Source organism: Ectobacillus soli (assembly GCF_042610425.1).
Classification (GTDB): Bacteria; Bacillota; Bacilli; order Bacillales; family Bacillaceae_G; genus Ectobacillus.
The window spans coordinates 150,906-163,273 of the sequence record NZ_JBGJZM010000002.1; the positions used below are offsets into that span (position 1 = coordinate 150,906).

13 protein-coding genes are annotated in these 12,368 nt (G+C 38.8%); 4 read left to right on the forward strand and 9 right to left on the reverse strand.

What is annotated here, in order from left to right:
- Positions 1-3 precede the first annotated feature (3 nt).
- Complete coding sequence (locus tag ACAN53_RS12585) at positions 4-315, reverse strand: metal-sensing transcriptional repressor (RefSeq protein ID WP_379970466.1); 312 nt, start codon at positions 313-315, stop codon at positions 4-6.
- Positions 316-586: 271 nt separating this feature from the next.
- On the opposite strand from ACAN53_RS12585, the gene ACAN53_RS12590 reads away from it, so the two are divergent.
- Positions 587-1,135 (forward strand): hypothetical protein, encoded by a 549-nt coding sequence (locus ACAN53_RS12590; RefSeq protein ID WP_379970467.1) that lies wholly within the window; start codon positions 587-589, stop codon positions 1,133-1,135.
- 117 nt (positions 1,136-1,252) lie between these two features.
- Here the strand turns inward: ACAN53_RS12590 and ACAN53_RS12595 are convergent, their stop codons facing one another.
- Positions 1,253-2,842 (reverse strand): multicopper oxidase family protein, encoded by a 1,590-nt coding sequence (locus ACAN53_RS12595; protein ID WP_379970468.1) that lies wholly within the window; start codon positions 2,840-2,842, stop codon positions 1,253-1,255.
- Positions 2,843-2,999: 157 nt separating this feature from the next.
- On the opposite strand from ACAN53_RS12595, the gene ACAN53_RS12600 reads away from it, so the two are divergent.
- Positions 3,000-3,680 carry a response regulator transcription factor gene (locus ACAN53_RS12600; protein ID WP_379970469.1) on the forward strand — a complete coding sequence of 227 codons (681 nt, stop codon included), beginning with the start codon at positions 3,000-3,002 and terminating at the stop codon, positions 3,678-3,680.
- Between the two features lie 20 nt (positions 3,681-3,700).
- The gene (locus ACAN53_RS12605; RefSeq protein ID WP_379970470.1) at positions 3,701-5,095 is read left to right on the forward strand and encodes a sensor histidine kinase; all 1,395 of its coding nucleotides are present in this window, start codon (positions 3,701-3,703) and stop codon (positions 5,093-5,095) included.
- On the opposite strand, the gene ACAN53_RS12610 is transcribed toward ACAN53_RS12605, so the two are convergent.
- The 6 genes from ACAN53_RS12610 to ACAN53_RS12635 form a co-directional block, all read right to left on the reverse strand.
- A complete protein-coding gene (locus ACAN53_RS12610) occupies positions 5,084-6,268 on the reverse strand; it encodes an MFS transporter (RefSeq protein WP_379970471.1) in 1,185 nt (394 codons plus the stop codon). The genes ACAN53_RS12605 and ACAN53_RS12610 overlap by 12 nt on opposite strands.
- A 128-nt stretch (positions 6,269-6,396) precedes the next feature.
- The gene (locus ACAN53_RS12615; protein WP_379970472.1) at positions 6,397-6,534 is read right to left on the reverse strand and encodes a hypothetical protein; all 138 of its coding nucleotides are present in this window, start codon (positions 6,532-6,534) and stop codon (positions 6,397-6,399) included.
- A gap of 267 nt (positions 6,535-6,801) precedes the next feature.
- Positions 6,802-7,038, reverse strand: coding sequence for an SHOCT domain-containing protein (locus tag ACAN53_RS12620; RefSeq protein WP_379970473.1), 237 nt, complete (start codon positions 7,036-7,038; stop codon positions 6,802-6,804).
- Positions 7,039-7,163: 125 nt separating this feature from the next.
- Positions 7,164-8,060 carry a DMT family transporter gene (locus ACAN53_RS12625; RefSeq protein ID WP_379970474.1) on the reverse strand — a complete coding sequence of 299 codons (897 nt, stop codon included), beginning with the start codon at positions 8,058-8,060 and terminating at the stop codon, positions 7,164-7,166.
- A gap of 253 nt (positions 8,061-8,313) precedes the next feature.
- A complete protein-coding gene (locus tag ACAN53_RS12630; RefSeq protein WP_379970475.1) occupies positions 8,314-8,574 on the reverse strand; it encodes an SHOCT domain-containing protein in 261 nt (86 codons plus the stop codon).
- Positions 8,575-8,668: 94 nt separating this feature from the next.
- Positions 8,669-9,856: a chromate transporter gene (locus ACAN53_RS12635; RefSeq protein ID WP_379970476.1), complete on the reverse strand. Its 1,188-nt coding sequence runs from the start codon at positions 9,854-9,856 to the stop codon at positions 8,669-8,671.
- Between the two features lie 403 nt (positions 9,857-10,259).
- Here ACAN53_RS12635 and ACAN53_RS12640 point away from each other — a divergent pair, with 403 nt between their 5' ends.
- Entirely contained in the window at positions 10,260-11,462 is a 1,203-nt protein-coding gene (locus ACAN53_RS12640; RefSeq protein ID WP_379970856.1) for an aminotransferase-like domain-containing protein, read from the forward strand.
- A 176-nt stretch (positions 11,463-11,638) separates the two neighbouring features.
- Here ACAN53_RS12640 and ACAN53_RS12645 read toward each other — a convergent pair whose 3' ends face one another.
- A complete protein-coding gene (locus tag ACAN53_RS12645; protein WP_379970477.1) occupies positions 11,639-12,250 on the reverse strand; it encodes an undecaprenyl-diphosphatase in 612 nt (203 codons plus the stop codon).
- Positions 12,251-12,368 lie beyond the last annotated feature (118 nt).

A 12,368-nucleotide genomic window follows, 5' to 3' on the forward strand; every position in this document is an offset into this window, starting at 1 on the left:
CCTTTATTTTGAAAACTGTTTCAGCACCTGCATCAGTTCTTGAATTGACTCTTCCCCGTTCCCTTCGCGAATCGCCTTCGTTACGCAATGTTTCGTATGTCGTTCTAGCAGCTGAAATCCCACTTGATTGAGCGCAGCTTGAACGGCTGAAATTTGTATTAACACATCGACACAATAGCGATTATCTTCTACCATTTTCTGTACGCCGCGAACCTGTCCTTCGATGCGCTTGAGACGCTTTGTCAACTTTTCGATTTCATCTTCTGTTCTTGGAACCATTTTTGAATTAGTAGTATTATCTTCAGAATGATTCATTTTGTCACCTCATTTTTCAGAAGATATCTTTGTATACACTATACCCCTAATGGGTATACAATGCAATTGATGTTCATTACGTATCATTGTCTATTTTGTGAAACTTATTTAGTAAGTACTGGCACTATAGAGCATATATCCAAACTACTACATGATGGCACTCATTTTTAGGTTCATGTCAGTAGTTGTATACTCCCTTCCTAATAAAGTCATAAGAGGTCCTTGTTGACGCATATAGATGAAACAAACGAAAGGACAGGGAGGTATTACAATGTCTATCTATATTCCAATAATCTTAGCTCTTTGCTTTATCTGTGTTTTAGCTACCACATATATTTCTAAATCTAAAGGTACCCTAATGGAGTATATGGTATTTATTATGTCCTTTAGCATGAGTATTGGATTAAGTATCGGATTTTACTTTGGAATGCTTTTCAAAGGAGATCTATTATCTTCTACTCTATGTTCCATACTCATTAGCAGCGTTGGCGGGCTGCTAATTGGGTTACGATTCCATATTTATTCTGCTTTAGAGGGAATGTTTTCTGGATTAATGGCAGGTATGATGGGAGCGATGATTGCAGAAATGCTTAATTTGCAAGAAGTGCATACGCTACAGTTGATTGGCATCCTTCTCACGGTTACCATTACAACGTCTTGCATGATTCAATTTTTATCTGAGGCCTTTTCAACCTATATTCATCGACGCTTCGTACTTTTACTTTTAGTTGGTGCTATCTTAATCTTTGCTGTTTTTATTACCTTCCCGCAGTTCTATCCAAATGAATCTTTGCACCATAACCAAGTAATGCATCATTAATAATTAAAAGAATCTAAGCTCAAAAAAGAGAACTTAGATTATAATTTCCACAAGTTTATTATATAAAGTACATATTACTTATCTATTATTATACTTAGATACCTTTATAATCCTATCTTACTCTGGCATATTACCAATGGTTGGATCTGGTTTAAACGATGACTGAAAATCAGTATATTTTAATTCAGTTACCATACCTGCTGCTGCATGATGCAAATCGTGACAGTGGAACATCCACTCACCAGGATTATCGGCCACAAATGCTACTTCATATTCTTCACCGGGTTTTAAATTAATTGTATCTTTCATAATCGGTGATCCTTCTATTGGTTTCCCATTCTTACTCAATAGTTGGAAGTAATGACCATGTAAATGCATAGGATGATCATTCATCATGGAGTTATTCTTTAACTTCACTTTAACGAAATCTCCCTTCTTCACTTGAATCGGATCTGTGTTTGGAAAAGACTTGCCGTTAATCGTATAAGCCATGTTGTTTCCATTCATCACTGTGTTCAAATCCATGGAGTAGGTAACATCATACTTTTGATTTAATGTGAAACTCCCTTCTTTCTTTGTTCCGTAATTCATAATGTTAAGTACCGGAAGCTGCTCATTCGTATTCACTTTATCTGTACTATCCTTACTGCCTTCATATTCAATCAAAGCCTTCATGCCTTCTGCTTGTTTACTACCACTGTGATCCTCGATATACCATTTTCCAGGGTTATTCGCGACAAATTCTACATCATATCGTTCTCCCGGAGCAATAGCAAGTAACTGATCTTTCAATACTTTCGGATCATTAACAGGCTGACCATCCGTTGCAATCACCTTTATTTCATGGCCATGAATATGAATGTAATGAGATAAGTAACCTGCATTAATCAAACGCACGCGAACCTTATCTCCTTGTTTCACTTGCAGCGGTTTTATTAAATCTCCACTTTTCCCATTGATGGTAAACAAGTCATACATACTTAACATGTTATCGCCCATCATGTTCATACCACCTGAACTTTTGGAATTAGTAGTCCCCATGTTCATGCCGCTATGATTCATACCGCCCATATTATTATTATTCATGCTACCTGAATTGTTCGTATCATTTTTTGCAGAGCCTGTCATCGTTTTTATTTGGTCATCTATTATTTGTTTATTGGTTGTCCATTCATCTAGCATTAACGTAAAATCTTTATCGTACGTTTGAGCAGGATCTTCCACGATCAATGATCCGTATAGCCCACGGTCCAATTGATTTACAGAGTCTTGATGGGAATGGTACCAGTACGTCCCTGGCTTGTCTGCAACAAACTCATACGTAAAGCTTTTTCCTGGTGCGACTGCATCTTGTGTCACTCCTGGAATTCCGTCCATATTGTTTGGAACAGGATACCCATGCCAATGGATTGAAACAGGAGCAGATAACTCATTTTTTAATGTGATTTTGACCGTTTCTCCTTTTTTTACGCGGATTTCAGGACCAGGAGCAGAACCGTTAAATGTCCAAACCGGAACAACCACTCCATTGCTTAATTTTTGCTGTTCTTCCTTAGCAACAAGCGTAACGGTCGAGCTGTTGATTACTTGCAAAGGCTGGGTAGTGGTTTCTGTTTTCGCTGTCGTATCATTTACTTTCCCTGCAGAACATGCCGTAGCGAGAGAAATGGCAGCAAGAATAACGATCGATAACAATACCTTTTTCACAACATTCACTCCTTCTACTATGTTATATGTATTATATAAAAACAATTTCGAGAAATTATGGAGAAACCATATACACACTGTGGAAACACGTGCAAACTTTCTGCATAATGTTACAGTACACTAGAAGGAAGATAAAACGAGAATAGGAGAGTAGGATATGATTGATGTATTACTTATAGACGATGAACCTCGTATGCTAGATTTATTGTCGCTATATTTAACGCCCAGAGGATACAATTGTATAAAAGCAACTTCCGGTCAACAGGCCCTTTCCTTACTGGAAAATAGATCTTTTCAATTAGTGTTGTTGGACGTGATGATGTCAGAGATGGACGGTTGGGAAACATGCAGACGGATTCGTGAATATAGCAGCGTACCGATCATTATGGTGACAGCACGCAGTCAAACCTTGGATGTGATTAAAGGTCTGAAGCACGGTGCCGATGATTATGTGACAAAGCCCTATCATGAAGATGAATTGTTAGCTCGGATGGAAACAATTCTGCGAAGAGTACATACGATCCCCAAACTAGAATGTAACGGTTTGATTTGGGATGAATCAAAACATCTTGCAACCGTTCATGGTCAGGAATTAACGCTAACTCCGATTGAATTTTCCCTACTTGGACTCTTTTTACATAACAATGCATATGTGTTTACACGGGAACAACTAATAGAACGAATCTGGGGAAATGAATCAGATACGGAAGGACGCACGGTGGATTCTCATATACGAAATGTAAGAGATAAATTACGAAAAGCAGGATTTTCAGTAGACCAGCATTTGAAAACAATATATGGTGTTGGCTATCGTTGGTCAAAGGAAGGAAAATTTTAAGACACAAGGATTGTGAACCTATGAAGCATATATCTATAAAATTAGGCTTTTATTTTTTAGCATGCGTTACTCTCATTGAATTAATCTTGTTCATTTTATTGTATGTGAGTCTAGTAAATACACGAGTAGAGGAAGAAGTTACTTCTCTTTTGGCACGCGGGAACAGCCACCGAGACGTTTTAGAGAAATATTTTGATCCCCAAACCATTGCACACGTAGCCTTAATGGAGTCTGAAGCTGAAACGAAAGTAGTCATCGCCTCAAAAGATGGCCAGGTATTAGCAAAATCAAACAACATAGACTCTGCCATGCAAGAACATATGTATAAAAGAATGGGGCAAATACCTCAAACAGGCACCGTTATAGAAAATCATTGGAAAACAGCTAATTATATTTGTACCGTTAGCCCTATCCTCATTCAAGGTGAGATAAAAGGGTATGTGTACATGTTTTTAGGCACAGATTCCATTAAAGAAATGATTTCTCGCTTGAACAACCTCTTTCTACTAATTGGGGCAATCACGTTTTTGTTGACTGTTATCACCATGTTCCTTTTATCACGTATTCTTACCAAGCCACTCATTAAGATGAAAATGGCCACAGAGCGGATGAGCAAAGGGGATTTGTCTGTTTCCTTACCTATGAAAAGCAATGATGAAGTAGGAGAACTGGCACGTTCCATTCAAACGTTAGCAAATGACCTAGATTATATGAAAAAGGAAAGAAACGAATTTCTAGCAAGCGTTGCTCACGAACTTCGTACTCCGTTAACATATGTAAGAGGATATGCTGATATCGCCATGCGCGACACTCTTTCTATGGAAGAACGGAAAACCTATCTGGCTATTATAAAAGACGAAGCAGATCATGTAGTCAGTTTAGTACAAGATTTATTTGAACTCGCCCAACTAGAAAAACACAATTTTATTATTGAAAAGCGTGAAACGAACATTCATGATTTCATAGAGCGAATTGTAACAAAAGTACAACCTGTATATAAAGACAAACACATTCACATTTCTTGCACTTGTCCCAAAGATGTAACGATACTTATCGATCAACAACGATTTGAACAAGTTATCATAAATCTATTAAACAATGCCTATACTCATTCAAAGGAAGATAGCAACCTCTTCCTCACTGCGGTGGAAAACTCTTCGAATGTCCAAATCGAGATTCGAGACGAGGGAGAAGGAATTCCTGTAGAAGACCTCCCTCATGTTTTCGAACGTTTTTATCGAGTTGATAAGTCGCGTACTAGATCAACTGGCGGCAATGGATTAGGTCTCGCCATTGTAAAAGAGATTGTTGAACTTCATGGAGGAACCGTTACAGTGAACAGTCAAGTAGGGAAAGGTTCCGTCTTTACTATAACGTTGAACAAAGCACATCTCCTTGAAAATTCAAATACGTAACAGAATCATAAGCAGTGCCGCTACTACTGCAATTACACTGCTTGTACTAAAGGCAACCATTGGTCCGAACGCTTGCCAAAGAAAGCCGGCAAGAATACTTGCAGGCAAGGCAGCGAGTCCTGTCATTGCATTGAACGTACCCATCGCTGTGCCTCTTTGGCCCGCAGGAACTAAATCAGCAATATATGCTTTTTGAATTCCTTCCGTAAAGGCGTAATATAGACCGTATAGTAAAAACAAAATCCATATTCCCGTGATACTTTTTATTATGCCGAATCCAAAGTAAATGATCGCAAATAGAAAGAACCCAGAAATAAGAACGGGCCTGCGACCAATTCGGTCTGATAACATCCCAATTGGCATCGAAAAGATACTGGTGCTTAAGTTAAATGCGAAAAACGCAAGTGGAATCAGTGCTGGCAGCATCCCGACATCTTGAGCCCGCAAAGCGAGAAACGCATCGGAAAAATTTCCAACCGTAAAGAGCGTATAGATAACCGTAAACCAAATAAAGCGGCGATCTAGGTTTTTCCAACCGAATTTCGGAAGGCTTGCTCGTTTTTCCCGGCTCATTGGCTTTTCTTTTATAAATAAGAGGATGAGAACGACTGCTAGAATACCCGGAATCGCTGATAACCAGAACACGAGGCGATAGTTTCCTGCATACATGGCAAGGATTGCAAAGGCCACCAATGGTCCAAGTGCCGCCCCGAGTGCATCCATCGCACGACGAAATCCAAACGCCTTCCCTCGCTCTTCTTTCGTAGTCGAATCGGCAAGGAGGGCATCCCGCGGAGACGTCCGAATTCCCTTCCCAAAGCGATCGGAAAAACGAACGAATAACACTTGGCTCCACGAACCGCTCAGCGCAAAAAATGGCTTTGTCAAATTGGACAAACCATAGCCAAGAAACAACAGCAGCTTTCGTTTCCCTAAACGATCCGTTAACCACCCAGAAAATAATTTTAAAATACTAGCCGTACTTTCGGCAATTCCCTCAATGATCCCAATCGAACTTACATTCACATGCAGCACAGCCGTAAGATACAACGGTAAAATCGGTACAATCATATTGCTAGAAAGATCCGTAAACAAACTCACAAATCCAAGGACAAGAATGATTGGATTCATGGAAAAAAGGCGTTTTTTCTTTGGCTTAATTGATGCATTCATCTAATCACCACGACTTCTATTTTTGTATTAGTATGAGTGTAGTATATACGGTTTCAACCTGAAGATAAAAGGAAGATTTGTAATTTGTTTCAGGTGGAACCCTCTCCCTTATTCGGTCTATTTTTTTCCTATTCAATTTGTTGTTCCGCCGTTAAATGCAGGGAAATCGCCGTTACTTCTTCTTGTTCCGCCGTTAAACGCAGGGAAACCGCCTTTATTTTTCTCGGTCCTGCCCCTTTTTCCTCCTCAATTCGTTGTTCCGCCATTAAATGCAGAAAAGTCGCCGTTATTTCTTCTTGTTCCGCCGTTAACTGGAGGAGAGCCGCCTTTATTTTGCTCGGTCCTGCCCCTTTTTCCTCCTCAATTCGTTGTTCCGCCGTTAAACGCAGGAAAGTCGCCGTTATTTCCTCTTATTCCGCCGTTAACTGGAGGGGGACCGCCTTTATTCCCTCATGCTCAGCCGCTACCTTATTCTCCTTTACAACACAAAAACTCACAGAGTCATCTCCACCCTGTGAGTTTTCCATAATCTATTATTTTAATTTCAGAAAAAGTCGATCGTACTCTTCTTCTGTAATTTCACCTTTTGCTAATCTTTCTTTTAGAATATCTACTACATTTGTTTGATTGTTAGGAGGGTTTACTGTTTTTTGCATAGCTTTGAATCCTAGAAAAACTAAGATAAGTAAGACAACCAAGAATAGAAGCATACCAAGCATCATCAAGCCGCCTCCATTCCCATAGAATGGATGAACTCCGTATCCCATCATAGCAAAATCATCTCCTTCCTACATTTCTATTATATACCCATTCATTGCACATATTACACAAGCTCTGTATGTTCATAAAGAATACACATACCCGTACTCTCTATCCAAGCAGGTTGCAATCCATGTCATACATTCTTCTGCAACGCCTTTCGTACGACAACCTTCCCCTTCTTCTTCGATTCTAAAAGTATACTAGCTAAAATGACAAGCAAGCCGACAAACATACTGATATTCGTAGATTCCTGTAAGAATGTCACGCCCCATAAGATTCCAAAGACCGGTACTAAGAAGGTAACACTCGATGTTTTCGTTGGACCTACGTTTTTGATCAGATAAAAGAAAAGAAGATAGCCAATAGCGGTACAAAAAATGGCTAACGCGAATACGGAAAAAATAACCGAAGAGCTTGGGAGGCGGTTTGGTAGGAAAAACAAGGAGATGGGTAGTAATACAACACTTGCTCCAAGTTGTTGTCCAATTGCTAATTCTAAGGTACTTGCTTCCTTGAAGGCAAGCTTACTGTACACTCCGCCAAATCCATAAGAGAAGGCTGCCAGACACGATGCAATGATTGATCCTAGGATAGCTCCGCTTAAAGAAAGTGGACTCCACCCTACTAAAATAATGACTCCTAAGCATCCCATTCCAATGCTTAAATAGGTACGCATACTCGTTTGCTCCTTCATCCATAAAATAGATACGATTACCGTAAACAAAGGAGTTGTAGCATTGATAATAGCAGCAAGCGAAGAAGTAAGATATAATTCAGCTGTTGCAATGAGGACGAAAGGAATAGCCGCATTGATTGCACCTAAAATTAAATATTGCTTCCATTTTGTTTTAATATGTATTTGTTGTTTAAACAACAAAGCATAAAGAAGTAAAAATAAAGCTGCAATCCCTACTCGGCATTCTATTAGAAAAAAAGGTCCTAACACAGGTGAAGCTATTCTCATAAATATAAAGGAAGCTCCCCAAAGACTTGAAAGCAATAACAAAACACTAAGCGATTTAACAGACACACCTATCATCCTCTCAGCTAACTGTATAATCCTTAAATTTCTCTTTCTACATTACATAGTAAACGAATGATATATTATGAGTAAAATTAATTTTATTCATAGTATTGAGGTGATTTCATCCAAACCAACGATCCTATGCAACCAAAATGTTTATTGAGGAAGCAAGGGAAACTGAGAAAGGTATGATGTGCTAATCCGTTTCCAATTTATGAAAACCCCAATATTCACATGAATATTGGGGTTTATATAAATGTTATTTTAATTTTTGTTGAAGTCGATCATACTCTTCTTCTGTGATTTCACCTTTTGCTAATCTTTCTTTTAAAATGTCAATTGCGTTTGTTTCGTTATTTGGAAGTTTCCACGTTTTTTGCATATTCTTGAATCCTACTACAAATATGACAACCAAAATAACTAAGAATAGAAACATGATACCCATCATGACCCAACTCCCTCCATAGCCTCCAAAACCTTCAAGGCAAGGATTATATCCATATCCTCTATATCCCATCATTGTAGAATCATCTCCTTTCTACAACTTCATTATATACCAACATTATGCAGAAATTGTGCAGTTTCTATCTGTTCAAAAAGAGTACATATCTCTTTTACAGTAAGGAAAGAAGCGCAAATGCTGCTGCAGAACATACAACGACAATCCATGGCGGACACTTCCAGACTGTTAGTAAACCGAAGGCCGCTAATGCTAGGCAAAAATCAACAGGAGTTTTGATTGCACTCGTCCAGATTGGATTGTACAGTGCAGCAAGTAAAATCCCCACAACAGCAGCATTAACGCCATACAGTGCTGCTTGAAAACGGGGATGCTGCCGTAACCAATTCCAAAAGGGAAGAGCCCCGATAACTAATAAAAAGGACGGAAGAAAAATTGCAATGGTTGCTACAATCGCGCCTTTCCAGCCGAAGCTAGCCATACCTATATACGATGCAAATGTAAACAACGGTCCTGGAACTGCCTGCGTTGCTCCGTATCCAGCTAGAAATTGATCTGCTGACAACCATCCTGGCACCACTTCTGCTTGTAATAAAGGAAGCACAACATGTCCTCCACCGAATACCAAAGCACCTGAGCGGTAAAAACTATCAAATAAAGCGAAAAGGTCTGAATGGATAACCTGTCTTACAATAGGAAGTACGCCTAACAATACAAAAAACAAAGTTAAAAGAATGCTAGCTACCTTTTTATTAAACGATATAGAAAGCAATACAGGCTTCTCATCCGCAGTACTTTGAAATAAAAACCATCCGAGTAGGCCAGCTACTAGGATAATACCAACTTGACTGAACACGCTTGGAATCAATAAGGTTAACATAGCAGCTACTATGGCAATCGTGGCACGCGGGCGATCCGATGCTGATTTTTTTGCCATACCCCATACTGCTTGCGCTACTACCGCCACTGCCACAACCAATAAACCGTGGAGCCAACCTGCGTCGCTAACCGTTGTTCCTTTCAGAAAATAGGCAAATAACACAAGCGCAATGACAGATGGAAGGGTAAATCCGATCCAAGAACAAACAGCACCTATGAACCCTGCCCGAATAAATCCAATACCCATTCCTACTTGACTGCTAGCAGGGCCAGGTAAGAATTGACACAATGCAACCAAGTCTGCATACGTTTTCTCATCTAGCCACTTGCGGCGTTTTACATATTCCTCTCTGAAATATCCTAGATGGGCAATAGGACCTCCAAACGAAGTAAGCCCTAGCTTTGTAGAAACCAATAGCACTTCCAGAATTAACGAAAGTTTCCCCTTTTCGTTCTTGTCCATATCTTCTCTCCTACGTTCTTTTTTACTATGTATGGAACATCACGTTCCTTTATCAAATATCAATAAAACGATATCACACTAAGATAATCTGATATAAGTGAATATTCATTAAGAAAATGTTAACTTCTCCAATAATCAGAATATATTAAATTTTTATTGCCTTATTGGACGAAGGTATTATATAATATATATATTTTCATCGTAATTATATGAAAAATGATAGTGTCATACAGTAAAGAGTCTGTGACAGATTTACAAAGAGCAGGAACTACCTCTGCGAAAAAAATTATCAGAAATTTCTGTTTTATAAAAAGCATTCCTGGTGATATAAAAAGAGGGCAGATCAATCCTACTATCTATCTATTTAAACAAACTACAGAATAAAGGAAGGTTGATTATGTTGATGGAAGAAAAATTTTCAGAACGTACAAAACATGTGGTAGCTTCCGAAATCCGTGAAATTTTAAAGGTAACAGAAAAACCAGAAGTAATTTCGTTTGCTGGTGGTCTTCCTGCACCTGAACTTTTCCCCGTGGAAGAAATTAAGATTGCTTGTGAAGCCGTGTTAACTGAATCTGGGGCCCAAGCCTTACAATATAGCACGACTGAGGGGTATATCCCGTTACGACAAGCAATTGTGGAAAGACAGGAAGCAATCGGCATCGATTCGACGATTGATAACATAATAATTACAGGTGGCTCGCAGCAAGGCCTTGATTTAACAGGGAAGCTGTTTCTAGATGAAGGCGATACCGTTATCTGTGAGAGCCCTACGTATTTAGCAGCAATCAATGCCTTTAAAGTGTACAATGCAAACTTTGTAGAAGTAGCGATGGATGCAGATGGTATGATTATGGAAGAACTAGAAACAGCGCTTCAAACACATCCAAATGCGAAATTCATTTACACTATTCCAGACTTTCAAAATCCAACAGGCCGTACGATGAAGCTAGAACGTCGTAAAAAAATGATTGAACTTGCAAACAAGTATAACATTATCATCGTCGAGGACAATCCGTATGGTGCAGTTCGATTTGCAGGAGAAGCCTTACCGCCGCTTAAACAGTTTGATACAGAAGGTCGTGTCATTTATTTAAGTACCTTCTCTAAAATTCTTGCCCCTGGGCTTCGTCTTGGATGGATTTGTGCAAACCCATCCTTCATTGAGAAATATGTTTCATTCAAACAATCTGCTGATTTGCATACAGACAGCTTCGCCCAACGAATCACGGCAAAATATATCGAACTCTTTGACCTAGAAGCGCATATTCAGAAAATAAAAGCTGTATATCGTGCTCGCCGTGAAATCATGATGCAATGTATCAATGATTTCTTCCCTAGCCAAGTTAAACATAGCTCGCCAGAAGGTGGTTTGTTCATATGGGTAGAACTTCCTTCTCACATTAACACAGATGAACTTTTTGTAGAATGCATCAATAATAACGTAGCCTTTGTTCCAGGCGGATCATTCTTCCCAAATAATCCTAAGAAAAACACCTTCCGCTTGAACTATTCGAACATGCCAGAAGATAGAATTGTGGAAGGCATGAAACGCTTAGGGGCTGTTCTCAAACAAGCTGTACAGCAAGAGACCGCTGTAAAATAACTATCCATTTCATTTTTGATGAGAATTCCATTTGTATCAAAAAGTCGGGATAAACAAAAGATCAACCAGAATTCTGGTTGATCTTTTGTATTCTTACATTATAAAATAAATCGCTTCGTTGCAGTAATGAAGGAATTTATTAAACCAAACTTGTTTTTGTGTTTTTCTTAAAACACTTATATTCTTTTATGAATGTATTTGGAAAAGAAGGGTAATCGAGAAGCTAATTTTGCGTAAACCCAAAATACAAATTGAACAAGTAGCTCCATCCACTTAAACTTGGCTAATCGAATTACCAACATACTTGCTATATAAGCTATAACGGCCCCACCGATTACATCAGCAGGATAATGCACACCTACAAACACTCTTGATACTGCAGTTAAAACCGCAAAAAATAGAACAATACCTCTCCATCTTGTCGTGCGCATCAACATCATGAAGGCAACCGAAAACGCTAAAATGGTATGATCACTGGCAAAGGAAGACTCTGTAGCTAAATGAGGAATCAACTGGTGTACCTGATGATCTACAAACGGACGTGGATGCCAATAAACCTGATTAATGATTAGATTACAGAACAAAGCAATTGCTGCAGCCATTGCTGTATAGATAGCAGTACGCTGATTTTTTTCTCGGATTTCTGTTTTCATACTGCTAAACCACATTAGTACGATAATCATTACAGAAATAATTTGGGCATTATCTGCAACAAAAACCATAATCCAATCAAGCCATTTAAAGTGCCCTGCCCACTGGTTTATCATTTGAAATAATTGATAATTCATTTTTATTTACTCCTACTCTATGTATTTTTAATTTAAGCTTTCCTTGATTAATGATTCCTTCCTTTTCTTTCATATTACTTCTTCATAAAGGGACTTAATATTATCTAGAAAAGTTCAA

What these genes read in the sequence shown, in the direction of transcription:
- ACAN53_RS12600 (WP_379970469.1), top strand. Translation starts at nt 3,000, where the DNA reads ATGATTGATGTATTACTTATAGACGATGAACCTCGTATGCTAGATTTA.
- ACAN53_RS12620 (WP_379970473.1), bottom strand. Translation starts at nt 7,038, where the DNA reads ATGATGGGATACGGAGTTCATCCATTCTATGGGAATGGAGGCGGCTTG.
- ACAN53_RS12640 (WP_379970856.1), top strand. Translation starts at nt 10,260, where the DNA reads ATGGAAGAAAAATTTTCAGAACGTACAAAACATGTGGTAGCTTCCGAA.
- ACAN53_RS12645 (WP_379970477.1), bottom strand. Translation starts at nt 12,250, where the DNA reads ATGAATTATCAATTATTTCAAATGATAAACCAGTGGGCAGGGCACTTT.
- ACAN53_RS12630 (WP_379970475.1), bottom strand. Translation starts at nt 8,574, where the DNA reads ATGATGGGATATAGAGGATATGGATATAATCCTTGCCTTGAAGGTTTT.
- ACAN53_RS12615 (WP_379970472.1), bottom strand. Translation starts at nt 6,534, where the DNA reads ATGGCGGAACAACGAATTGAGGAGGAAAAAGGGGCAGGACCGAGAAAA.
- ACAN53_RS12605 (WP_379970470.1), top strand. Translation starts at nt 3,701, where the DNA reads ATGAAGCATATATCTATAAAATTAGGCTTTTATTTTTTAGCATGCGTT.
- ACAN53_RS12585 (WP_379970466.1), bottom strand. Translation starts at nt 315, where the DNA reads ATGAATCATTCTGAAGATAATACTACTAATTCAAAAATGGTTCCAAGA.
- ACAN53_RS12635 (WP_379970476.1), bottom strand. Translation starts at nt 9,856, where the DNA reads ATGGACAAGAACGAAAAGGGGAAACTTTCGTTAATTCTGGAAGTGCTA.
- ACAN53_RS12610 (WP_379970471.1), bottom strand. Translation starts at nt 6,268, where the DNA reads ATGAATGCATCAATTAAGCCAAAGAAAAAACGCCTTTTTTCCATGAAT.
- ACAN53_RS12590 (WP_379970467.1), top strand. Translation starts at nt 587, where the DNA reads ATGTCTATCTATATTCCAATAATCTTAGCTCTTTGCTTTATCTGTGTT.